Origin of the sequence: Streptomyces sp. WMMB 322 (assembly GCF_900090145.1) — a bacterium.
Taxonomy (GTDB): domain Bacteria; phylum Actinomycetota; class Actinomycetes; order Streptomycetales; family Streptomycetaceae; genus Streptomyces.
Genome location: NZ_FMHI01000013.1, coordinates 165,712 through 190,635 on the forward strand (window position 1 = coordinate 165,712; position 24,924 = coordinate 190,635).

Annotated in this window: 10 protein-coding genes and 1 pseudogene; 4 read left to right on the forward strand and 7 right to left on the reverse strand. The window is 72.6% G+C overall.

Going from position 1 to position 24,924, the window contains the following annotated elements; all coding sequences use genetic code 11:
* Positions 1-7: 7 nt before the first annotated feature.
* The 3 genes from H180DRAFT_RS20460 to H180DRAFT_RS20470 are packed head-to-tail and all read left to right on the forward strand — an operon-like array spanning position 8 to position 18,138.
* Positions 8-1,000, forward strand: a complete 993-nt coding sequence (locus tag H180DRAFT_RS20460) for a 3-hydroxyacyl-CoA dehydrogenase family protein (protein WP_074466899.1) — start codon at positions 8-10, stop codon at positions 998-1,000.
* A complete protein-coding gene (locus H180DRAFT_RS20465; RefSeq protein ID WP_055487549.1) occupies positions 993-8,279 on the forward strand; it encodes a non-ribosomal peptide synthetase in 7,287 nt (2,428 codons plus the stop codon). Before H180DRAFT_RS20460 ends, H180DRAFT_RS20465 begins: the two co-directional genes overlap by 8 nt.
* Before the next feature lie 34 nt (positions 8,280-8,313).
* Positions 8,314-18,138, forward strand: coding sequence for a non-ribosomal peptide synthetase (locus H180DRAFT_RS20470; RefSeq protein ID WP_055487550.1), 9,825 nt, complete (start codon positions 8,314-8,316; stop codon positions 18,136-18,138).
* A 93-nt stretch (positions 18,139-18,231) separates the two neighbouring features.
* Here the strand turns inward: H180DRAFT_RS20470 and H180DRAFT_RS30545 are convergent.
* The 4 genes and pseudogenes from H180DRAFT_RS30545 to H180DRAFT_RS20485 all read right to left on the reverse strand — a co-directional run.
* Positions 18,232-18,366: pseudogene (locus H180DRAFT_RS30545) on the reverse strand (DUF4440 domain-containing protein); the annotation flags it as partial.
* Positions 18,367-18,406: 40 nt separating this feature from the next.
* Positions 18,407-19,168, reverse strand: a complete 762-nt coding sequence (locus H180DRAFT_RS20475) for a helix-turn-helix transcriptional regulator (protein ID WP_055487551.1) — start codon at positions 19,166-19,168, stop codon at positions 18,407-18,409.
* A gap of 672 nt (positions 19,169-19,840) precedes the next feature.
* Complete coding sequence (locus H180DRAFT_RS20480) at positions 19,841-20,884, reverse strand: TerC family protein (RefSeq protein WP_055487552.1); 1,044 nt, start codon at positions 20,882-20,884, stop codon at positions 19,841-19,843.
* 47 nt (positions 20,885-20,931) lie between these two features.
* Complete coding sequence (locus H180DRAFT_RS20485) at positions 20,932-21,441, reverse strand: universal stress protein (RefSeq protein ID WP_175437803.1); 510 nt, start codon at positions 21,439-21,441, stop codon at positions 20,932-20,934.
* 150 nt (positions 21,442-21,591) lie between these two features.
* Between H180DRAFT_RS20485 and H180DRAFT_RS20490 the strand changes: the two genes are divergently transcribed.
* Complete coding sequence (locus H180DRAFT_RS20490) at positions 21,592-21,930, forward strand: helix-turn-helix transcriptional regulator (protein WP_055487579.1); 339 nt, start codon at positions 21,592-21,594, stop codon at positions 21,928-21,930.
* A 224-nt stretch (positions 21,931-22,154) separates the two neighbouring features.
* On the opposite strand, the gene H180DRAFT_RS20495 is transcribed toward H180DRAFT_RS20490, so the two are convergent.
* The 3 genes from H180DRAFT_RS20495 to tnpA form a co-directional block, all read right to left on the reverse strand.
* A complete protein-coding gene (locus tag H180DRAFT_RS20495) occupies positions 22,155-22,760 on the reverse strand; it encodes a class F sortase (RefSeq protein ID WP_254666097.1) in 606 nt (201 codons plus the stop codon).
* A 125-nt stretch (positions 22,761-22,885) separates the two neighbouring features.
* On the reverse strand, positions 22,886-23,710 hold the full coding sequence (locus tag H180DRAFT_RS30810) for a DUF4397 domain-containing protein (protein ID WP_055487553.1): 825 nt from the start codon (positions 23,708-23,710) through the stop codon (positions 22,886-22,888).
* A gap of 752 nt (positions 23,711-24,462) precedes the next feature.
* Entirely contained in the window at positions 24,463-24,891 is a 429-nt protein-coding gene (tnpA, locus tag H180DRAFT_RS20505) for an IS200/IS605 family transposase (RefSeq protein ID WP_074466892.1), read from the reverse strand.
* Positions 24,892-24,924 lie beyond the last annotated feature (33 nt).

Genomic DNA, 24,924 nt, shown 5'->3' on the forward strand with positions numbered 1-24,924 from the left:
CGCGACCGTGGGCGAACGCAAGGACATCGGGCCGGCCCGGCCGGTGGGAGTGGTCGGCGCCGGCACCATGGGCGCCGGAGTGGCCCAGTGCTTCGCACAGACCGGCCATCGCGTCGTGGTCGTCGACCCCGACGCGGAGGCCCGCCGGGGCGGTGCGGCGAGGCTGCGGGCCGGGCTGCGGCTGAAGAGCCTGCTGCGCGGCAGACAGACGGACGGTGCGCGGCGGCAGAGCGGTCTGCCGCAGAACGGCGGGACGCCAGGGCAAGCAGAGCAGTCCCGTGCCGCGGAGCGGGAAGAGCCGGCGGACCCGGCCGCACTCGTGGAGTTCACCGCCGACCTGTCCGACCTGGCGCAGGCGTCCTTCGTCGTCGAGTGCGCACGCGAACGGGAGCCGCTCAAGGAGGAGATCCTGCGCGCACTCGACGAACTGTGCCCGGCAGAGACGATCTTCGCCTCGTGCACGTCGGCCATCCCTATCGCCCGCCTCGGCTCCTTCACCGGCCGTCCCGACCGGGTCGTGGGCACGCACTTCATGAACCCCGCACCGCTCAAGGACGCCGTCGAGGTGGCACGTTCACCGCACACGAGCGACGACACCCTCGCGCGCACGCTGCGCATCCTGGAGGGCATCGGCAAGAGCCCCCTCGTCGTGGGGGACGGGCCCGGATTTGTGACCAACCGGGTCCTGATGCTCACCGTCAACGAGGCGGCGTACGTGCTGCACGGGGGAACCGCGGACGCCGAGACCGTCGACCGCGTCTTCCAGGAGTGCTTCGGCCACCCGATGGGGCCGCTGCGCACCGGCGACCTCATCGGGCTCGACACCGTCGTCGACACCCTCGACGTGCTCCGCGAACACACCGGCGACGAACGCTTCCAGCCGTGCCCCCTGCTGGCCGAGCTCGTCGCCGACGGCAGCGTCGGCCGCAAGGCCGGCAGGGGGTTCCACCACTATCCGAAGAGCCCGCTCGTCCCACGGGGAGAGACCAGTCATGGCTGACCACCGCACTGCGCGCATCCCGATGTCCCCGGCCGGACGGGAGAGTTGGCGCCGCACACCGGGCCGCGACGGCGGGCCCGGCCGGTACCTCGCCGAAGTCGTCGAGATATTCGGACCGTTGGACACCTCACTGTTCGAGCACGCGGTGCGCACGGTGACGGCGGAGAGCGAAGCGCTGCGCCTGCGCGTCGCGGGGGACGCCGCCCCGCAGGGTGATGTGCCCTCCGGCGGAGAGGCGCCGCACCTCGAGACGCACGGCGACTTCCCGCTCACGGTGCTGGACGTGAGCGCGGAGACGGACCCCGTGGCGGCGGCGCAGGAGTGGGAACGTGCCGAACTTGCACGGCCGTTGGAGCCGCGGGAGGCCCTGTCCGGCCAGGCGCTGATCCGGCTGTCCGGGGAGCGCTTCCGCTGGCTCCACCGCCATCACCCCTCCGCGCTCGACGCCTTCGGCTGTGCGCTGATCACCCGCCGGGTCGCCGAGGTGTACACGGCGTGCACGGAGGGCTGGAATCACGAGGACGACAGGCTCGTACCGCTGCCGTCCCTGGCGGCCGAGGACGCGGAGTACCGCGACAGCGAAGCACACGACGAGGACCGCCACTTCTGGCTGAGCCGGTACGGCGACCGGCCCGAGCCGCTCTCGCTCGCCACGGGCGCCGCCGGCGCTCACGGGAAGGGCGCCGCGCCGTCCGCGGACGCCTCGCCCCACGACCACGTGCGCTCCCGCACCGTCGCCCTCACCGCCGAGGCGAGCGCACGGGTGCGCGCCGCCACCCGGCACACCGGCACCGACCCCGGCGCGGTGCTGCAGGCCGCCGTGGCCGCGTACGTACACCGACTGACCGGCGGCACGGACGTGGTGCTCGGCATTCCCGTCGACGGCCGCACGAGCCGCTCCTCGCGGCGGGTTCCGGGCGCGGCAGGCGACGTCGCGGCACTGCGGACGACCGTGACGCCCGGCACCGTCTTCACCCGGCTCGTGCGGGAAGTCGCACGGGAGAGCCGCAGGGTCCGCCGCCATCAGCGCTTCCGGCACGAGGAGTTGTGCGTCCAGCTCGGCGTCGCGGACCGGGGCGGCCGCCTGTACGGACCGGTCGTCGACGTGCGCACCGCGGCACACGAGGTCCGCTTCGGCGACCACCCGGCCTCCGTGCGCCGCACCGGTGCCGAAGGAGGCGGAGAACTGCGCGTCGTCATCGACGAGGACCCCCGGCAGTGCACCTTCGGCGTCACCTTCACCGGCGCCGCCGGCCGCTTCTCGGCCGGCGAACTCGACGCGCACCGCGCGCGGTTCGAGCGTGTGCTCGCGGAGGCCGTCGCGCGTCCGGACCGCCCGGTGGGTGCCTTCGACCTGCTGGACGCCGACGAGCGGCGGACGGTGCTGTCCTGGGCGCAGGGAGGCGGGGACGCGAACGGGCAGGCGGCGCCCGCGGCCCGGGGGGCCCTCCTCCCCGGTCTGCTCGACGAGTCGGCGGCCCGGCACGCGGACTCCGTGGCCCTACTCGACCGGTCGGGCAGCAGCCTCACCTACCGGGAACTCGACGAGCGTTCCAACAGACTGGCCCGGCTTCTCATAGAACGCGGTGCGGGCCCCGAACGCGTCGTGGGCCTGATGCTGCCCCGTTCCGCCGGGACGGTCGTCGCGATGCTCGCGGTGCTCAAGTCCGGTGCCGCGTATCTGCCGCTCGACCCCGCGTATCCGGCGGAGCGGCTGCGCTTCATGGTCCGGGACGCGCGCCCTTCATGTGTGCTCACCGACGCCGCCGGAGCGGCCCGTGACATCGCCGGGTCCTCGCTGATCGTCCTCGACGACGCGGGCACCGCACAGGAGTTGGACCGCCGCTCGCCCGCCCCCCTCACCGACGCCGACCGCGCCGCACCGCTGCTGCCCTCGCACCCCGCGTACGTGATCTACACCTCCGGTTCCAGCGGGACCCCCAAGGGCGTGGTCGTCGCGCACAGCAACGTCGCTGCGCTGATCGCGTGGGCGACGGCGGAGTTCGGGCCGGGTTCGCTCGAACACACGCTGGCCGCCACGTCGTTCAGCTTCGACGTCTCGGTGGCCGAGATCTTCCCTGCGCTCACCACGGGCGGGCGCGTCGAGGTCGTGCGGGACCTGCTGTCGCTGCTGGACGGCGACCCGCCGCGCTGGTCCGGCGGACTGGTGTGCGCGATCCCGTCGGTACTCGCCAAGCTCACCGAGCAAGGGGGGCTCGAACTGGCCGCCGGGACACTGTCGATGGCCGGAGAGGCGCTTCCCGCCCCCCTCGCCGAGCGGGTGCGCGAGACGATGCCCGGCACCAGACTGCTCAACGTCTACGGGCCCACCGAGGCGACCGTGTACGCGACGGCGTGGGCGGACGGGGCGACCCCCGAGGGCGTCACACCGCCCATCGGCCGGCCCCTGGGCCACGTACGCACCTACGTACTGGACGGAGCGCTTCAGCCGGTGGAGCCCGGCAGGCCCGGCGAGCTGTATCTGGCGGGCGGGGGACTGGCCCGCGGCTATCTGCGCAGGCCGGGACTGAGCGCCGGCCGTTTCGTGGCCGACCCCTTCGGTCCGCCCGGTGAGCGCATGTACCGCACCGGTGACCTCGTGCGGTGGCTGGGGGACGGGCAGCTCGACTTCCTCGGGCGCATCGACGAACAGGTCAAGTTCCGCGGATTCCGCATCGAGTTGGGCGAAGTGGAGTCCGTACTCGGACGTCACGGCGGGGTGGCGGAGGCGGTGTGCGCCGTGCGCGAGGGCGCGGACGGCGAACCCGGGCTGGTCGCCTACGTCGTGCCGTCCGCGGCGGAGCGTCCGAAGCCCGAGGTGCTGCGGGAATGGCTGGCGGGGCGACTTCCGGCGTACCTCGTTCCCGCATCCGTCCAGGTGCTCGCGGAGCTGCCCCGTACGCCCAGCGGCAAGCTCGACCGCGAGGCCCTGCCGGCGCCGGGCCCGCTCTCCGGGCCGGTCGAGCGAGCCGAGCAGGGCGGGCAGGTCGCGTGGGCCGAGGCGTCCGCCTCCGCCGAGGGCGCCGCGCCTGCCGCACCCGCCGTGCCCGCGGACCCCGAGATCAGGTGGACGCCAACCGAGGCCGGGCAGGCAGCAGGGCCCGAGCAGGTGCCCGAGCCGGTGCCCGGGCCCGAGCAGGTGCCCGAGCGCACCGGAACCGAGAGCGCGGCGTCCCCCGCCGGGCCCGTCGCGACCCCGGACCCGGAGCCCGTCAGGTCGCGCGAGGACGTGGTGGCCGACGTCTTCGCCTCGGTGCTGCGGCTGCCCCAAGTCGCCCCGGAGGACAGCTTCTTCGACCTCGGCGGCGACAGCATCGTGTCCATCCAGCTGGTCAGCCAGCTCCGCAAGGCAGGGCTGGTGCTCACCCCGCAGGACGTCTTCGAGCACAAGACCGTCAGGGCGCTCGCGGCCGTCGCGCGTGAGACCGGGAGCGGTGCGGCCGGCGGCGGGAGCACGTCCGGCGTGGGCGAGGTGCCGCTCACCCCGATCGTGCACTGGCTGCGCGAACTCGACGGCCCGGTCGACGGGTTCCACCAGGCCGTCCTGCTCCAGGTGCCCGGCGGTCTGCGGCACGACGTACTGACGAAGGCCGTCCAGGCCCTCTTCGACCACCACGACGCGCTGCGGCTGCGCCTTGAGATGTCCGGCGGGGACTGGCGGCTCGTGGTGCGCCCGCCCGGCTCGGTTCCCGCGGCCTCCTGCATCCGCCGCGTCGACGTCTCGGGGCTCGGCGACGGCCTGGCCGAGGCGATCGGCCGGGAGGCGGCCAGGGCGAAGGAGGAACTGGATGTACAGGCAGGCACGATGGTGCGGGTCCTGTGGTTCGACGCGGGCGGGGACGCACCGGGCCGGCTGATGTTCATGGGACACCACCTGTCCGTCGACGGAGTGTCCTGGCGCATCATCGTGCCCGACCTCTCCTCCGCCTACGAGGCGCTGGAGGCCGGCCGGAAGCCGCAACTCCAGCCCGTGGAGACGTCGTTGAGGCACTGGGGGCGAGCCCTCTCGGCGCAGGCGAAGGAGGAAGCGCGCCTCGCCGAACTGCCGCTGTGGACCGGCATGCTCGCAACTCCCGGGCCGCAGCTGGCGAGCCGCCCGCTGGACCCGGCGCGCGACACCACGGGCCGTGCGCGTTCACATGTGCTGACGTACGGAGCGGAACGTGCCCGGCACCTGTTCACCACCATTCCCTCGGCGTTCCACTGCGAGATCAACGACGTCCTGCTCACCGCACTCGCCCTCGCGGTGGGGCGCTGCCTCGGCACCGAGGGCGAGGGCGAGGTGCTGATCGACGTGGAGGGCCACGGCCGCGAACCGGTCGTGCCGGGTGCCGATCTCTCCCGTACCGTCGGCTGGTTCACCAGCATGTATCCGGTGCGGCTCGCGCCCGGCGCAGCTGTACCGGGCAACGGGCGGATCTACGGGCAGGAGTTGGGGCGTGCACTGGGGCGCGTCAAGGAGCAACTGCGCGCCGTCCCGGACAAGGGCATCGGCTTCGGCCTGCTGCGCTATCTGAACCCGGAGACCTCAAAGGTGCTGGCCGCCGCGCCGCCGAGGCACATCGGATTCAACTACTTCGGGCGGTTCCTGCTGCCCGCCGCAGCGGGTGAGCGCGACTGGGCACCGGCGCCGGAGACGGCGATGAGCGCGGGCGCGGACGCGGAGATGCCGCTGACGCACCCGCTGTCCATCAACGCGCTGACGCAGGACGCCGAGGAGGGCACCGAACTGGCGGTCTCCTTCGTCTGGCCGGAGGGCGTCGTCGAGGAGGAGACCGTACGGACCCTGGCCGGCGCGTGGTTCGAGATCCTCGACTCGCTCGCCGAGTACGCGGTGCAGCCCGGCGCCGGCGGGCGCACCCCCTCCGACTTCCCGCTCGTGAATCTGAGCCAGGACGAGATCGACGAGCTGGAGCGGGCACATCCGGATCTGGAGGAGGTCCTGCCGCTCTCCCCGCTCCAGCAGGGCATGCTCTACCACGTGCTGCTCGGCGCCCTCGCCGACGACGCCGACGACGGCGAGGGCGATGAGACCCGGCACAACCTCTACACCGTGCAGCTCTCACTCGACCTGGAGGGCGCCCTGGACTCCCGGCTCATGCGGGAGGCGGGCCGGGCCCTGTTGCGGCGTCACGGCAATCTGCGCGCGGCCTTCGTGCACGACGGCATGCGCCAGCCCGTACAGGTGATCTGTGCCGATGCCGAACTCCCGTGGCGGGAGGAGGACTTGAGCGGCCTGTCGGGGGAGAGGCTGAAGCAGGAGTCGCATCGGCTGCTGCGCTCCGAGCGGGGCCGCCCCTTCGACCCGGCCCAGCCGCCGATGGTGCGGATGATGCTCGTGACGACGGGGGAGGACCGCTACAAGCTGGTGCTGACCACGCACCACATCCTGCTGGACGGCTGGTCGCTTCCCGTCATCGTGCGGGAGCTGTTCGCGCTGTACCGGGAGGCCGTCGGCGCCGCAGGGGGCGCAGACGGGGACCTGCCGGCGATCACGCCGTTCCGTGAGTACCTCGCCTGGCTGGAGAACGTCGACACGGACGAGGCGGAAGCCGCGTGGCGTGAGGCGCTCTCAGGTCTGACCACCACCACGCGGCTCGCCCCCGAGGAGGACGGCCGGCAGCCGCTGCCGGCGGAGCACGTGGCCGTCGAACTCACCGAGGAGACCACGACGGCACTGGTGGAGATGGCCCGCCGCCACGGCGTCACGCTCAACACGGTGCTCCAGGCGGGCTGGGGCGTGCTGCTGGGGCTGGCGACCGGCAACGAGGACGTGGTCTTCGGCTCCGTGGTCTCGGGCCGCCCCGCCGAACTCCCGGGCGTCGAGACGATGGTGGGGCTGTTCATCAACACCGTCCCGACGAGGGTGCGGATGGACCCGGAGGAGTCGCTGGGCTCGCTGCTCGTGCGGATTCAGCAGGAGCAGACCCGGCTGATGCCGTACCACCACATCGGTCTCGGCGAGATCCGCAGCATCACGAACATGGGCGACATGTTCGACACCGTGATGGCGTTCGAGAACTACCCCATCGAGGGTGTGATGGCCGAGCCGGCACCGGGGCTCACGCTGGCGGGCGCCTCCGGCGACGACGCCCCGCACTATCCGCTGGGCCTGATCGTCTCCGCGCGCGGCGAGCGCCTCTTCCTGCGATTCGACTACCGCCCGCACCTGTTGCGGCGGGACCGGGTGGAGGCCCTCTCCAGCCGCTTCGTACGGCTGTTGACGACGGTGGCGCACGACCCGGCCAGGAGCGTCGGCGCCGTCGAGTCCGGAGACGGGGGCGAGAGCGCGGTCCCCGAGGCCGTCACCGGCCCGGGGTCGGGCCCGGGCGCGTCCACGGCCTCAGGCGACCAGCACAGCGCTGCCTCCGGCGAGGCGGCGAAGGGCGAGCAGACCAAGAGCGAGCAGCAGGAGGCCAGCGGCATCGGGGTGCTGCTGCCGCTGCGCGACTCGGGCAGCAGACCACCGCTGTTCTGCGTGCACCCGGCGGCCGGTATCGCCTGGTCGTACGCGGGGCTCACCACGCCCCTCGGTTCCGATCAGCCCGTCTACGGCCTTCAGGCACGCGGCCTGGACGGCACGGAAGTGCTGCCCGCCACGATCGGGGAGATGGCGGCGGACTACCTCGCGCAGGTACGCCGAGTGCAACCGTACGGGCCCTACCACCTGCTGGGCTGGTCGTTCGGCGGGCTGGTCGCCCACGAGATGGCGGTACAGCTCCAGAAGAGCGGTGAGCCGGTCGGACTGCTGTCGGTGCTCGACGCGTTCCCGTCGGGACCCGACGGCGGCTTCGGCGGGGAGGCACCGGCCGACGCCGGGGCGGCCGGGGCAGGGGAGCCGCCGGCGGACGGCGGCGTGGGCACGGTTCTGGGGCTCCTGCTGGAGTTCTTCGGCTACGACCCGGCCGCGTGGGCCGGTGAGACGCTCACCTATCCGAGGTTCCTGGAGATCGCACGCGACCGTACGGGGCTGCTCGCCACGTTCGACGAGTCGAGAGTCGCGGCGATCTGCCGGATCTTCCTGAACAACGGCTCGCTCTCCCGTGCGCACAAGCCGGGCCGGTTCGCCGGTGACGCCCTGGTCTTCGCCGCGCGCGAGACCGACGCGCAGCTCGCTGCGGAGCTGTGGCTGCCGCATCTGGACGGCGGCAAGCCGGACGTGCGGACCGTCGACCACTCCCACGGTGAGATGGGACGCCCGGACGCGCTGAGCGAGATCGGCAAGGTGCTGCTGCGGCGCCTCCAGGGCGACGAGACCACGCCCGGGACCACGGCATGAGCGGCACGAGCGGATCGAGGGGAACGAGGGCCGCATGAGCGTGCTCCCGGCCGGGGGCAGAGCGGACGAGGGGCGCGACGCGACGCACGGCACCGTGCAGGGCGAAGTGCCCCTCACCACCGCCCAGTCCGGCATGTGGCTGGGCCAGGCCCTCGCGCCGGGCTCGGCCCGCTACCACGTGGGCATCAGTGTCGAGGTCGGGGGCTCCCTGGACGCGGAGACCTTCGAGGCGGCGTTCCGGCACGTGATCGCGGAAGCGGAGGGTCTGCGCGCCCGGTTCACGGTCGGAGCCGACGGCGAACCGCGCCAGCACACCGGCAGGTTGCCTCACTGGCGCGTGCCGTTCGTGGATGTGAGCGGCGAACCGCGGCCGCGGAGCGCCGCGACGGCATGGATGCGCAGGGACCTGGCGCGTCCCTTCGACCTGGCACGGGGCCCGCTCTTCCGCGGTGCCCTGCTGCGGCTCTCCGAGAGCAGCACGTGCTGGTACCTGGGAGCACACCATCTCGTTCTGGACGGCTTCAGCTCCTCGCTCTTCTCGCGGCGGCTGAGCGACGTGTACGCGGCGATGGAGAGCGGGAAGCCGCCCACGGCTGCGGAGTTCGGGCCGCTGAGCACACTGCTGGACGACGAGGCCGCCTACCGTGCCTCGCCCGGTCACCTCGCCGACCGGGGCTTCTGGCTGGGCCGGATGGCCGGCCGCCCCGGCCCCGGTGACCTCGGCTGGACCTCCACGCCGCGGGAGACGGGATCGCCGGGGCGCTCGGCGGCGGCGGGTCTCGCGGTGCGCCGCAGCGCCGTACTGCCCGCGGCCGTCTGGCAGACGGTGCGGGAGCAGGCCCGCCGACTGGACGTGCCCTGGCCGGCGCTGGTGACGACCGCCGCCGCGCTGCTCGCGCATGCCCGCACGGGAGCGGCGCACGTGCAGGGCGACGGAGCAGGCGGCGGCCGGGGACGGGACGGGGGAGAGGTGATGCTGGGCCTGCCCGTCGCCTGCCGCGTGAACGAGGACGTCCGCACTGCGCCCGGCATGGCCTCCAACGTGCTGCCGCTCAGGCTGCCCGTCCATGCGGACAGGCCCGCCGCCGAACTCGTGCGGGCCGTGGGCGCCGAGATGACCTCGGCGCTCGCCCATCAGCGCTACCGCTACGAGGACCTGCGCCGCGACCTCGGACTGACAGGCGGCGGGCGGCTGTTCGGCCTGGCCGTGAATGTGCTGCCCTTCGACTACGGCCGGCTCTTCGCGGGGCGGCCGATGGTGATGCGCAACGTCGCGATCGGCCCGGTCGAGGACCTGTCCGTCACCGTCCACCGGGACGCATGTGCGTGGGGGACCCCCGGATCGTCCCCCCAGGCCGAAGGACGAGGGTGGGGGTGCCCCCAGGCCGAAGGACGAGGGGGACTGCGCATCGAACTCGACGCCGACCCCGCCCGGTTCACCGGGAGCGAGGCCGGGGCCGAGGCGCGCCGCTTCGCCCAGCTGCTGCGCCGGCTCGCCTCGGACCCGGACCGGCCCGCCGGGCGGATCGACCCTCTGACAGCCGGTGAGCGGCGGCTGTTCGTGCCGCGGCACGCCGCCCGGGAGACGCGGGAGACCCAGGCGCGGGAACCCCAGGCGCGGGAATCCCGGGCCCGGGACGCGGAGGCGCAGGGAACGCAGGCGCAGGAAACCCCTCTGACGCTGCCCGAGCTGGTCGAGCGCTGGGCCGTGCGGACACCGCAGGCGGTGGCGGTGACCTCCGGGGAGTCCGGGTCCGGGTCCGAAGACCTGACCTACGCCGAACTGGACGCGCGCGCCAACCGGCTCGCCGGATGGCTGGTCCGGCACGGCGCCGGCCCCGAGCGCACCGTCGCCGTGCTGCTGCCGCGTTCGTCGGAGCTGGTGACCGCGGTCCTCGCCGTGGCGAAATCGGGTGCCGCCTTTCTGCCGCTCGACCCGCGCTGGCCCGAGGAGCGCGTCCGTACGGTCCTCGCCGACGCCCGGCCCGTACTGACGCTCTCACCGGATCAACTCGCCCGGGCCGAAGGGGAGTCGAGGGCGCGGCCGGAGCATCGCACGGCTGACGGGACCGTGACGGACGCCGGCAGGTCCGCACCCCTGATGCCGTCGCACGCCGCCTACGTCATCTACACCTCGGGCTCCACCGGCCGCCCCAAGGGCGTCGTGGTCCCGCACCGCAGCATCGTGACGCTGCTGGAGGACGCCGCGGCCCCGTTCGGCTTCGGGCCCGACGACGTGTGGACGATGTTCCACTCCTGCGCCTTCGACTTCTCCGTCTGGGAGATGTGGGGCGCACTCGCGCACGGCGGGCGGCTGGTCGTCGTCGGCCACGACGTGAGCCGCTCGCCCCGCGCGTTCCTCGACCTGCTCGTCAGGGAGGGCGTCACCGTGCTGAACCAGACGCCCACCGCGTTCCTCTCCCTGGACCGCGCCGACGCCGAAGAACCGCACCGCGGCCGTGAACTGGCCCTGCGTCTCGTCGTGTTCGGAGGTGAGGCCCTGCGCCCCGAGCGGCTGCGCCCCTGGTACGAGCGGCACGGACCGTCAGCGCCTCGCATGGTCAACATGTACGGCATCACCGAGACCACGGTGCACGCCACCAGGCTCGACCTGCACGGCGGCCATCTCGCCGAACCGGGCAGCCCCGCCGGAAGGGCCATACCCGGCACGCGGCTCTACGTGCTCGACGAGCGGCTGCGCCCCGTGCCGCCCGGCACGACGGGCGAGCTGTACGTCGCGGGCGCGGGCGTCGCACGCGGATACCTCGGCCGGCCGGGCCTGACCGCGTCGCGGTTCGTGGCCGACCCGTTCGGGCCGCCCGGGTCGCGGCTGTACCGGTCCGGGGACCTCGCCCGGTGGCGCGCGGACGGCGGACTGGAGTACGCGGGACGGGCCGACGACCAGCTCAAGGTGCGCGGATTCCGCATCGAGCCGGGAGAGATCGAGACCGCACTGGCCGACGCCCCCGGAGTGGCACACGCCGTCGTGGCCGCCAGGCCCGACCGTGGTGCGGCGGCGGACGAAACCCGGCTGGTGGCCTACGTCGTCCCGGACACCGCCCCGCAACAGGACGGCACGGACGACCCGTCGGAGGGCTTCGGGGCTCCGCTGCGCGAGTATCTGCGTGCACGGCTGCCCGAGCATCTCGTCCCGTCCGTGTTCGTACGGCTGGGCCGGCTGCCCCTGACGGCCAACGGCAAGCTCGACAGGGCGGCCCTGCCCGCCCCGTCCGCACTGCCGGCGCCGCAACCGGCGCCCCGCAAGCAGCCGCAGAGCCCGCAGGAGCGCCGACTCGCCGCGCTCTACTCCGAGTTGCTCGGCGCCGGCCACCTAGTCGGTGCGGACGACGGCTTCTTCGACCTCGGAGGGGACAGCCTGCTCGCGACCCGCCTCGTGAGCAGGGTCCGCCGCGAACTGAACGCCCGGATCGACGTACGGGACGTCTTCCGCCACCCGACCGTCGCGGGGCTCGCCGCACGTCTGCGAACACACACACCCGAACTGCCCCTGTCCGCGGCGGAGCCGGCCGGCGAGCGCCCGGAGAGCGTCCCGTTGTCGCACGCACAGCGACGGCTGTGGTTCCAGCAGTCGCTCACCGGGCCGGACGCCTCGTACAACGTCCCTCTGGCGCTGCGGATGACCGGGGATCCGGACAGGGACGCCCTGCGCACGGCCCTGTCCGACGTGACGGAGCGCCACGAGCCGCTGCGCACCGTCGTACGCCCCGGCACCGCGGGCCCCGAACAGCACGTGCTGCCGCCCGGAGAAGCCCGCGTGTGGCTCCCGGACGTTCAGACCCGCGCGGACCGGCTCGACGAGGAGCTGGGCGCGGCGGCCCGGCACGCCTTCCGGCTGGAGAGCGAACCACCGTTGCGGGCACAGCTGTTCACGACCCGGCCCGGCGAACACGTACTGCTTCTGCTGCTGCACCACATCGCCTGCGACGCGGCATCGCTCGCCCCGCTCCTGGCCGACCTGGGTACCGCCTACGCCGCCCGCCGCGAAGGACGCGCACCGCGGTGGGAGCCGCTGCCCGTCCAGTACGCCGACTACGCACTGTGGCAGCGCACCGTCCTCGGCACCGGCGGCGAAGCGGACGGTACGGCCGGCGCAGCCGCCCGCGGCATCGAACACTGGACCCGCGCCCTTGGGGGCCTGCCACGGCGGATACCGCTGCCCGCCGACCGGGCGCCCGACCCGGAACAGGCGGACAGCGCCGGCGACAGCGTCGCCCTGCGGATTCCGGCCGACGTGCACACGGGTCTGGCGGACCTGGCCGCCTCGGAGCAGGCCAGCCTCTTCATGGTGGTGCACGCCGCGCTGGCAGCGCTGCTGACCCGTCTCGGCGCCGGCACCGACATCCCCGTCGGCAGCGCGGTGGAGGGCCGGGCCGAGACGAGTCTGGACGGGCTCGTCGGCTTCTTCGTCAACACCGTGGTGCTGCGCACGGACACCTCGCAGGCCCCCACGTTCCGGGAACTGCTCCGCCGCGTACGGGAATCCGACCTCGCCGCCTTCGCACACCAGGACGTGCCGTTCGACCTGGTCGTCGAGGCGCTCAACCCCGAGCGCAGCGCACCGGGACAGCCCCTGTTCCAGGTCATGCTGACCCTCACGGCACCGCCGCCGGAGCGCCTCGCACTCCCGGGCCTCACGACCTCGGTCGGCACGGTCGGCACGGGGGCCGCCAAGTTCGACCTGTGTCTGAGCCTGTACGAGCACCGCGGTGCGGACGGCGGCTGCCTGGGGCTGGACGGCCGGCTCGAGTACCGCAGCGCCCTCTTCGACCCCGCCACGGCCCAGGCGCTCGGCGGACGCTTCGAGCGGCTGCTGGAGCAGGTGGCCGCCGCTGCGGACACTGCCGTCCACCGGCTCGAGGTGGTCGGCGAAGCCGAGCGGCACCGCCTGCTGACCGAGTGGGGCACCGCCGCGGCGCTGCCCGGCTCCGCGCACCGCACCGTCCCGCAGCGCTTCACCGAGCAGGTGCGCGCGACGCCGGACGCCGTGGCCGTCCGCGTGCCCGGCGCCGCTGGTCCCGCGGCCCTGACCTACGCCGAGCTGGACACCCGGTCCGAACGGCTCGCCCGTCACCTCGCCCGCTGCGGAGTGGGTGCGGAGACGCCGGTGGCGGTCCTGATGGAGCGCTCGGCCGGTCTGGTGGTGGCGCTGCTGGCGATCCTCAGGGCCGGAGGGGCGTATGTACCGCTCGACGCGCGGGCGCCGCGTCCCCGGCAGGAGCAGGTGGTGGCCGAATCGGGGGCACCCGTTCTCCTCGTCTCCAATGGGCAGGAGAGCGCAGGGGGCTGGCCCGGCGGGCCTCGTGTCGTCGAGGTCGAGGGGGACGGCGGCCCCTCTCCGCGCGGCGCACAGGACGGCGCCGTGCTCGGGGCCGCGGCGGGCACCGGCGCCGCGGAATCCGTTACCGCGCCCGATCCGGCCGGGACCCCCGGCCCGTGCGTCCCGTCCGGCCCGTCCGACGACCCGGCCGGGCTGGCCTACGTCATGTACACCTCGGGGTCGACCGGTGTGCCCAAGGGCGTCGCCGTCACCCACGCCGACATCGTCGCCCTCGCGCTCGGCCCTGCCCTCGGCCGCCGGGGACGCACACGGCGGCGGACGTTGCTGCACTCCCCGCATTCCTTCGACGCCTCCACGTTCGAGATGTGGGGACCGCTGCTGACCGGCGGCGAAGTGGTCGTCGCGCCGCCCGGCGATCTTGACGTGCGGACGCTGGAGCAACTCGTCACCGCCGAGCAGGTCAACACCCTCTGGCTCACCGCGGGCCTCTTCCAGCTGGTCGCCGAGGAGAATCCGGCGGCGCTGCGCACCCTGGAGGAGATCTGGACCGGCGGCGACGTCGTCTCGCCGCGCGCGGTCCGCGCCGTGCGGACGCACTGCGCGGACACGCGCGTGATCAACGGCTACGGGCCGACCGAGACGACGACCTTCGCGACCCGGCACGTCGTCGGCGCCGCCGGCCTCGACGCGGACGAGCACGGCGAGGGCACCGGGAGCGGCCCCGGCGTGCCCATCGGGCGGCCGCTCGACGGCATGCGCGCATACGTGCTCGACGGAGCCCTCCAGCCCGTACCCGCAGGCGTGACCGGCGAGTTGTACGTGTCGGGCGCGGGTGTCGCACGCGGCTATCTGGGCCGTCCGGGCCTCACCGCGGAACGCTTCGTCGCCGACCCGTTCGGCCCTGCCGGATCGCGGATGTACCGCACCGGCGACCTCGTCAGATGGCTGCCCGGCGGCGTGCTGGGGTTCGTCGGACGCGCCGACGGCCAGGTGAAGCTGCGCGGGTTCCGCATCGAGACGGAGGAGATCGCTGCTGCGCTCGCCGGACACGGAGGCGCGGGCCAGGCCGCCGTCGTCGCCCGCGAGGACCAGCCGGGGGAGCGGCGCCTGGTCGCCTACCTCGTGCCGGCCGACGGGGCAGAGGCGGACTCCGTGGACTGGGCCGCCGTACGGGAACACGCAGGGCGGGTGCTGCCGGACTACATGGTGCCGACCGCGCATGTGGTGCTGGAGCGCCTGCCCCTGACCCGCAACGGCAAGCTCGACCGCGCGGCGCTGCCCGCACCCCGGCGGGAAGAACCCGCCGGTGCCGGTGCGGCGCCGGGTACCGAGCGCGAGCGGGTGCTGTGCGGCCTGGTCGCCGAACTCCTGCGCCTGCCCACGGCAGGCGTCACGGACGCCTTCTTCGACCTGGGCGGCGACAGCATCACCGCCATCCAGCTCGTCAGCCGGGCACGCTCCGCCGGGCTGCGTTTCAGCGTGCGCGACGTCTTCAAGCACCCCACGGTGGCCGAACTCGCCACCGTCGCCGAGGAGATCACGGGCAAGGGCTCCCGCTCCGGCGCCGGGAGCACGGCCACGGCAGGCACGAGCACCCCGGGCGCGGACGCGGAAGCGACGGGCGAGACGGAGCGCGCGGCCGGCGAGGCGGCGTCCGCGAAGGAGGCCTGCGGCCCGTTGCCGCTCACCCCGGTCATGCACTGGTGGCGCGAACACGGCGGCGAGACCACGAAGTTCAGCCAGCGGATGACGCTGCGCGCTCCCCTCGGGCTGACAAGGGACCGGCTGGCCGCGGCCGTGCAGGCGCTCCTGGACCACCACCACGCGCTGCGGCTGCGGTTCGGGGCGCCCGAAGGCCCGCAGGAGCACGCGGGTTCCTGGACGCTCGAGGTCCTGCCGCCGGGAGCCGTACGCGCCGAGGACTGCGTCCACCACGTCGAAGCCGGCGATGCCGCAGGGGACGGGAAGCGGCAGGCCGAGCGGCTCTCCGAGGCGGTGCGCGCGGCAGAGGACCAACTGGACCCGCGGGCAGGCCGGATGGTGCAGGCCGTCTTCCTCGACTTCGGCCCCGGCCGTCACGGACGGGTGGTGCTCGTCGTGCACCACTTCGCCGTCGACGGTGTCTCGTGGCGCATCCTGCTGCCCGATCTGGCCTCCGCACACGAAGCTCTCGCTGCCGGGCGGCAGCCCGAACTGCCGCCCGCCGGCACATCGTTCAGACAGTGGGCCCGCCTCCTGGCCGGCCAGGGCGAGGAAGGCGCACGCAAGGACGAGACGGCGCTGTGGTCGTCGGCGCTGTCCGGGCCCGACCCTGCGCTGGCCGACACCTCGGCCCGTACGCCCGGGGAAGCAGGCAAGGGCCCTTCCGGCACCGGCACCGGCGTGGAGCGGCTGCGTGTGACGATGCCGCCGGGGCGTACCCGCGCGCTGCTGACGGAGGTGGGAGCCGCATTCCACTGCGGAGTCGAGCCCGTCCTGCTCACCGGCTTCACCCTCGCACTGGAGGAGTGGCGCCGCCGGCGCGGACTCGACTCCGGCGACGTCGTACTCGACCTGGAGTCACACGGCCGCCCGGACGGCGACGGCATCCACGCCGAGAGGGCCGGGGAGGCAGAGGAAGTCGAACTCTCCCGCACCGTGGGCTGGTTCACCAGCGTCCACCCGGTACGGCTGGAGGCCACCGGCTGCGGCTGGGGCGACGTGTGGCAGGCGACCCCGGCGCTCGGACGGGCGCTGAAGCGGGTGAAGGAACGGCTGCGGGCCGTGCCCGACCGCGGCGTCGGATACGGAGTCCTGCGCTACCTCGACCCCCGTACGCGCACCGAACTGGCCGGACTGGGCACTCCGCAGCTCGGGTTCAACTACCTCGGCCGGTTCGGCGCGGCGGACGAGGCGGACTGGTCGGTCACCGCCGAGGGCGACGGCCTCGCCGTCGGCGGCGAAGGCGCCGGGCAAGAGGATCACAGCGGCACCGAGAGCGAAGGCGCGCTGCCCGGCGGCCACCTCATCGAGGTCAACTCACTGACGGCGGACGGCTCCGACGGCCCCGTGCTGAGCGCCGAATGGTCCTGGGCCGCGGGGCTGTTCCGCAGAGCCGAGATGCGCGAACTGGCGGACCTGTGGTTCAGCGCCCTGTACGCGCTGACGGCCCACGCCGCCGGCTCTGGCGCCGGCGGACGCAGCCCGTCCGACCTGCCTCTCGTCGACCTGAGGCAGGAGGACGTCGACCAGCTCGAGGAGCACTACCCGGGCCTTACGGACGTACTGCCACTGACGTCGCTGCAACAGGGCCTGGTCTTCCACTCGTTGTTCGCCCCCCACACCCCCGACGTGTACCAGGCGCAGATCGTGCTGCGCATGCGGGACGAGCCCGACGCCGACGCGATGCGCGCGGCCGCGCGGTCACTGCTTCAGCGGCATCCGAACCTCGGCGCTGCGTTCGTGCACCAGGACCTGCCCCGCCCGGTGCAGGTCCTCCAGGGCGCCGTCGAACCGCCGTGGCGAGAGGCCGACCTGCGGGGAGTGTCCGCCGGACGCCGCGAGGGAGTGCTCCACCGCCTCCTCCACGCCGACCTGCGCCGGCGCTTCACCCTGGACCGGCCGCCGCTGATGCGCTTCAGCCTCTTCCACTGCGGCGACGACGACCACCGGCTGGTGCTCACCAACCACCACCTGCTGCTCGACGGCTGGTCGATGCCGCTGCTCGTGCGCGAACTCTTCGCTCTGTACGCCGCGCACACGGGCAGCGATGCCCCGGCCGCGCTGCCCGCGGTCACCCCGTACCGCGAACACCTCGCCGTGCTCGCCCAGTTGGACCAGGACGCCGCCCGCGCGGCATGGCAGGAGACGCTCGCCGGCGTCGACGCCGCGACGCGGCTGACCGGAGGCGAGATCAGTGCCGGGGCCGTACCGCCGCAGCCGGTGCACATTGTGCTCCCGGACGAACTGACGGCGGCCCTGCGGCGGACCGCCTCACACGGCGGACTCACTCTCAGCAACGTGCTCCTGGCCGCATGGGCGCTGCTGCTCGCCCGCTCCTGCGGAACGCGGGACGTGGTCTTCGGCACGACCGTCTCGGGGCGGAGGCCCGAAGTCCCGGGTATGGAATCGATGATCGGGCTGTTCATCAACACCGTCCCGGTGCGGCTCACGGTCGATCCGGGGGAGACGGTCCAGGAGCTGCTGGTCCGCTTCCAGCAGGAACAGGCACGCATGCTGCCCCATCACCACCTGGGGCTGGGAGACATCCAACGCATCGCGGGGCGGCGGGAGTTGTTCGACACCCATGTGGTCTTCGAGAACTACCCGCTGGACCGGGCGGGACTCGAACAGCCCGTGCCGGGCCTCCGCGTCGACAGCGTCGAGGGCCGCGACGCCGCCCACTATCCGCTCACCCTGGTCGCGTTCGCCGGGGAGGGAGGCTTCGCCCTGCGCTTCGACTACCGCCCCGACGTCCTGGACCGCGGGCGCGCCGAGGCGATCGCCGCCGGCCTTCAGCACATCCTCGAGGCCGTCGCCTCCCCGGATGCCGTTCCGGTGGCCGACGTGCTCTGCGGATGAGGGGCGAGCACGCCGATGGCGGGGAGCGTCCGTCGGCCCGGGCCGGGCGCCCGCGCAGCCGTTCGCGGACGGTCCGGGCTGCCGCGCCCGTACTCAGGCCGAGGCCGCCGCGGTGATGTGGGTGAGGACGCACGGCCGGCGGCCGTTCCGTCTCACGAACACATCCGTGGTCCACTCGCCGGCGCCGAAGCGAAAGCCCCGGCGGCAGGCGGTGTCGGTGACACGGGCGAGTCCCAGCGGCCGGTGACACGGCCGCTGGGACGGCCGGTCAGGTCTCTTGGCGCTCGGTCTCCTGGATGAGTCCTTCGCGAAGTGCAAGCGCGACGGCGAGTGTTCTGTTGGGGCAGTTGAGCTTGGCGATGACGTTGGCCACGTGCCGTTTCGCTCCGTGGTGCGAGATGTGGAGTGATCTCGCGATCTGTTTGTTGCTCAGCCCGTGTGAGAGGAGGTGGAGGGTTTCGCTTTCGCGTGGGGTGAGGGAGTAGGAGCGCTCGGAGCGGCGGGCTGTTCCATCCCGCAGCTGCCCGAGGAGCCTTCGGGACAGGGAGGCGGGCAGGGGCGTCTCGCCCCTGGTGATTCGGGTGAGTGCTTCGCCGAGGGATTCGACGGTCAGGTCGGCGGAGAGAAGGAACCCGTCGGCCGGCACTGCGGAAGCGACGGCGAGCTGCCCCTCTTCCGGCCCTTCGAGGAGCGAGAGCAGGTGGGTGCCGCATTCCCGGCAGGCAAGTGCCAGGTCTCGTACGTCGTCGGTGGCTGACGCCCAGCAGATGAGCACGTCGGGGCGGGCGGTTCCCAGTTCCCGGTGTGCGGTCCCGACGTCGCTGAAGACGCTTGTGCTCCCCACCAGGGCGAGGTCTCCCAGCATGGTTTCCAGCCCGCGTCTGACCATCTGGTGCGGGTGCACGACGAACACCTGCAGTCCTCGCGGTTCGTGGGGGTCGGCGAGTGTGCGTGCGCCGGCTGCTGCAAAGCTCGGTTCGAGCTGCCGGAAAGCCGTGGGCGCGTACCTCTGCTTGCCGATCTCGGGCATTCGGACTCCTTCAGGCCCCCGTGCCGGGCCGACGCGTCGCCGGCCGACCGGCTCCGGACGCGGCTTCGTACGGCGGTCCACGTTTCGAAGGATGGCGGAATTGAGCTGTTCGAAGTCGGCCTTCAGGGCTGTGGGACTCCGGCGGGAGAACCGGACCGGCCGCCGGGCCTGAACGAAGGAGGCGGCGAGAGGCGGTCGGCCCCGGCCGACCGTAAGAACGCGTGCGGGCCCGGGACCTCCGCTGCCGGCCCGAGGGAGACGGCCCGAGTGGCGGTCGGGATGAGACTCACACCAGGTTGCATATGGCGCATGGCATCAGATCCTGTCCGGGCGCTGAGCCGCCCCGCCGAGGGCGGGGCAGGAGTGGATGCTGGTCGACCGACCGGAATGGAGAGTACAGAATTCGCCTCACTGCGGAAAGCTGTAACGCTCAAGAAATTCCACGGTCCGCTCGTGCTGTGAGGTCCAGCCTTGCCCAAGACTCCATATTCGGGGAGCTTCTCGGCGAATGCCCTCTGTTTGGAGCACAGTTGGGGCACTCCGCGATCTTGTAAGCATCGTTACAATTCTCTACGCAAATGCGCGAAATGTAATTCCGCCGGGGAAGAAGCCGGCGCCAGCGGTGGCAACGCCGCGCGGGTCCGGCTCCCACCGCACGTCGCGCTGTGGGCGTCATCGGGAGTCCTTGTCTTCCCCGCCCTCTTCCCCGTCGCGGTCAGTGGGGGACCGACCGGGTGCCGGGGTCCTCTCGCCGTCGCTGTCAGAACCCGCCTCGGCGACGGAGGTCTGCTTGCGGGTGGCGATCAGGGACCAGGCGATGGAGACGGTGATGGTGAGGGCGATGACGCCCAGGGTCAGGGGGATGGGGAGCTTGCCCACCGGGGTTTCGGACAGGATGAGCTTGATGCCGGCGAAGGCGAGGAGGACCGCCAGCCCGTAGTGGAGGTAGGCGAAGCGGCGGAGCAGCCCGGCGAGGCAGAAGTACAGGCTGCGCAGGCCCAGGATGGCGAAGGCGTTGGCGGTCCACACCAGGAAGGTGTTGGTGGTGATGGCGAGGATGGCGGCGACGGAGTCGACGGCGAAGACGAGGTCGGTGGCCTCGATGGCGATCAGGACCACGAACAGCAGGGTCGCGACGCGCTTGCCGTTGACCCGGAGGAAGAACCTGTCGCCGTGGAAGGCGGGGTCGGTCGGGATGAGCTTCCTGACCAGGCGGACGACGGGATTGCGGTCGGGGTGGACCTCTTCGTCCTTGGAGACGGCCATCTTGTAGCCGGTCCAGATCAGGAAGGCGCCGAAGAGGTAGGCGGTCCAGAAGAAGATCTGGAGCAGCTCCGCGCCGACGAAGATGAACACCAGCCGTGCCGCGAGTGCTCCGATGACACCCCAGAAGAGGACCTTGTGCTGATAGGCGTCGGGAACGGCGAAGAAGGAGAAGACCAGCGCGAAGACGAAGACGTTGTCGATCGACAGGGCTTTTTCGATCAGGTAGCCGGCGTAGTAGGTGGAGGACACTTCTGCGCCCTGCCAGGCCCAGAGCAGGAGGCCGAAGCCGAGCCCGACGGCGATCCACACGCCGCTCCAGATCACTGCCTCGCGGAAGCCGATCACGTGGCTGTCGCGGTGGGCGATCAGGTCGACGGTGAGCATGATGCCGATGCCGACCGTGACCGCCGCCCAGGCCCACAGCGGGACGGCGAACGACAGATCATTCATCGCGCGGTGCTTCCTCTCCGCTGGCCGGGCACTTCAGTGAGCGGAAGTCACGGCGAAGTCGGTCGCCGCGGCACCCCCGCGGCGGGGGCGGCTGCTTTCACGTAGGGCCCGCCGTACAGGGCCGCGGCCTCGGTCAAGGTGAACGCGTCCAGCCCCTCCGGGCCGCGGCCGGCGGCCGCAACGGCGGCTGCCCGGTGGCGGGCGGCCAGGGCCAGCAGTTCCCTCGCCGCGGCCAGCCGCGAGGCGCTCCCGGCGGGCCGGTGGAAGACCTCGGGAACGTACCCGGTGCCGCACGGTCCGACCTTGGCGATGACCCGGGCGAGCACTGCCCGCACCATCGCGGATTCCGGGCCGAGGGACGACCCGGGGGCGCGCGGCGGCATCACGACGATCAGCAGCAGCGGGGAGCGGCGGGCCAGCGCCAGCCGGACGGCGGCTTCGGCCACCGCCACATCGTCCATGCGGTCGGTCAGTACCGCCGCCACCGGCTGGGCGAGGCCCGCCCGTGCGGGGCGGGGCGCGCTGCCGTGGGCGCGCTGAGAGAGCATCCGTTCCATAGCGGTAGAAACCTTCCCGGATATGGAGGAATCACCTCAAGCATCACCTCGGCAAGCTACACCCGTCAACATTTACACGAAAAACAATTCGCTAATGCGTGTTCTCTGGATGAGTGGGATATGCGAAGTGGGGTTCGTATGATCGAGGGCATGAGCACCTCACCTGCACGCAGCGGCCAGTGGACGTTCCTGACCAACCACGCGCGGGTCCTGCTCCGGATCGCCCGGGATCCGGAGGTGCGTCTACGCGACGTCGCCTCCGGCATCGGCATCACCGAGCGCGCAGCACAGATCATCGTGTCCGACCTGGAAGCAGGCGGCTATCTCACCCGCGAGCGGGTGGGCCGCCGCAACCGCTACACCATCGACCCCACCGTCGCGCTGCGCCACCCTTCGGAGGCCGGCCACCCCGTCGGCGACCTTCTCGGCGCTTTCCTCAGCCGCGAGAACACACCCGGGCCCGGGCCGGACGGGGCCCCGGACGCCTGACGTTTGCCGGCCAGGGGCCTGGCCGGTCGAAGGTGAAGCGTTCCGTGACGCCTTGAGGGCTCCGGGGGCGTCCATCGCTTTCGTGTCCCGTGCCGGTCAGTGGCGCGGCCGGCTGTGGCGGGCATCGAGCGAGATGACGTCGCGGCCGCCGGCAGGTCACGGATCACCGGAAGGCGACGCCGGTCCGGTCATCCAGACAGGCGCCCCGGCTGCCGGGCGCGCCCTCAGCCGCGCCCGGCGGGCACAGCTGTGACCAGCAGGAGACGCTGGTAGCCGCCGCGTTCGGGATCGAAGGGCGCCGCGCAGGTGACCAGCACCAGGGCAGGCCGTCCGGTCCTGCGGAAGATCTGCCCGGGGAAGGCGTCCTTGTCCACCGAGCGGCGCGAGACGACGGCATAGCGCGCCTTCCGGCCGCCCCTTCCGGCCACGACGACGGCGTCCCCCTGCCGGACGGAGGACAGGGAGGCCAGAATCCCCCGTTCTCCGCGACGGGAGTCGACGTGCCCGACCAGCACCGCGGAGCCGGCCGCCGAGCCCGGTGCGGCGCCGAAGCGGTACCAGCCGACTTTGCCGGCGTCCCCGGGGACCGCCACGTTGCCGGCGGCCGTCGTCCCGACCGGCACCACGTCGGCGTGCACCGCCAGTCTGGGCAGCGTCAGCCGCTCGGGCACAACCCTGCGGTCGGGCCCCGGCGCGCCGCGGTGGCCTGCCCCCGGACCGGGGCTGTGGCCGGTGGCGGGTCCGCCGACGGCGGGGCCGAATTCGGACGGGGCCTGTACGGGCATGAGCGTCAGGAGCAGGGCGGTGAGACAGGTCAGCAGCGCCACCACGAACGTCGCCCACCACGGGGCGCGGCCATCCCTCCGCAGGAGATCCCGGAGTCCGGGCCCTGCCGGCCTGTCGGCGGGACCGGGAGTGTGTCCCGGTCCCGCCGGCTTTTTCGTGCGGCGCAGTGTCACCGCCTCCGGGCGGTGAGCCGTACGCCGGCGACGAGGGCCACGAATGCGGCACCCGCGGCGATGGTGTAGAAGGCGGTGTCGTCGTTGGTGGCCGCCGCAGCCGCCCCGGATCCGCCGGCGGACGGGGCGCCGGGGGTCTTGCCGGTGCTGAGGGATTGCACCTTCAGGGCAAGATTCTTGTCCTTGGCGCTGCCCCATGCGTAGACCACGGTGGATGCGCCCTTGGGGAGATCGAGTTTCGCCGGGCCGATCACCACGTTGTCGGTGCCGGCGAGTGTCACGTCGGCGTTGACGGTTCCGGCAGGAACCTCGGCGGTGGCTTCCTTGGGGTTCTTCAGGCCCTTGAACAGGGCCTTGCCGTCGGCCCGGACGTCGACGGCGGGTGCGGCCGCGACGTGCCGCACGGTGAGGCGTGATTTCCCACCCGGGACGCGCGAGACGTCGTTCGCGTAGGCGTTCAGAGCGGGCTTTCCGCTCTCTGTGAGATTCGCCGTCAGCGTGGCGTTGGACCCCGCGGTCAGATCGACCTGCTTCTCGATGACCGGCTTCCCGGAGGAGGGCGACGTGCCGGCGGGGAAGACCTTCACGTCGTAGGAGCCGGCGGCAAGCTGCAGCGGGTCGGTCAGGCTTCCTGGCTTGAAGTCCGACAGGAGCTTCTTCCCGTCGGCGTAGACGTCGACGGGCGTGTCCGGTATGCCGTGGAAGACGGTGACCGTCGCGTTCTTCTGCGCAGCGACTGCGGAGCCCGCGGGCGCGAGGGAGAGTCCGATCGCTCCCGAGAGGGTCAAGGCGCCTGCGGCACGGAGGAGTCGGATTCTCATGGGGGGTCCTTCCTTCAGGAGTGGCAGGCTCACGTTCCAGCCGGGGCGGTCATGCCCTGACAAGACGACGCGAGGGGTCTGCAAGGGGCCGGGGCGAATGATCGAACGCCGGGATCCGGCTGCGAGCAGGGACGGCCGCCGGTATCCGCGGCCGCGGATGCTCCGCCGGGTTCACCTGCCCCGACCCGCGAGCATCGTCAAGGAACACGTTCCGAATGAGTGAGCGGGCGCACAATCGGAGCCGTGCCGGGACGGTGCCGCACAACGGCCCGGAAGCCCCGCGGAACCGGTCACGGCCCCGGGCGGGCCAGCGATGCGGGTGTCCCGCCATCCGGGTGACTGCAGGACGAGGCGCGGCCGCCGCCGGTACGCAGCACCCGGGCGACCACCCCGATACGGTCCGCCGCCCGCCGGACCCGTGGGGACCGGCTCCCAGGGGTCACGTGTTCCGGGGAATGACGTGACGGGGCCGCTCGGTGATCTGCCGGTGACACCGCGCCGTGAGTCCGGTGGACGGGACGGCTTCGGTCTCTTCTCCGTGGCCCGGCTGCAGGCGGGCTTCGGCGAGGCGGTGGCCACACATGGAGAGGTGCTCCGAGTCCGGTGACTCGGAGCACCTCTCCGGACCGCGTCCCCTTCCAGGAGCCGGTTCAGCTTGATCTGGCGCGGAATCCCGGGCGTTCACGCTGGGGAGGAAGCGTTTCTTGGCGCTGTTCTGACCCGCGCGGGTGCACGGGTCTGCGCTGTTGACCTCAGCCGAGACGTTTCTGGTTCTCGATGTACTCCTTGATGACGGCGAGCGGGGCGCCCCCGCACGAGGCGGCGAAGTAGGACGGCGACCAGAAGTGCTCACCCCACAGGTACTTGCGGATGTGGCCGGGGAACTCCTGCCGCAGGCGCCGGGCGGAGACGCCCTTGAGGGAGCCTACGAGCCGGGAGATGGCGACCTTGGGCGGGTAGTGCACGAGCAGGTGGACGTGATCGCGTTCCCCGTTGAACTCCCGCAGCTGCGCGCCGAAGTCGGCGCACACGTCGCGCATGACCTCTTCGCAGCGCCGGAGGATCTCGTCGGTGAATGGTCCGCGCCGGTACTTGGGGGTGAAGACCAAGTGCGCGTGGAGGGTATGGACAACGCTACGGCCCCTGCGGATATCGGCATTTGGCTCCCAGCGTGGTGACATAGATCAATGCTACGGTCACGTCTGTGAAGATCG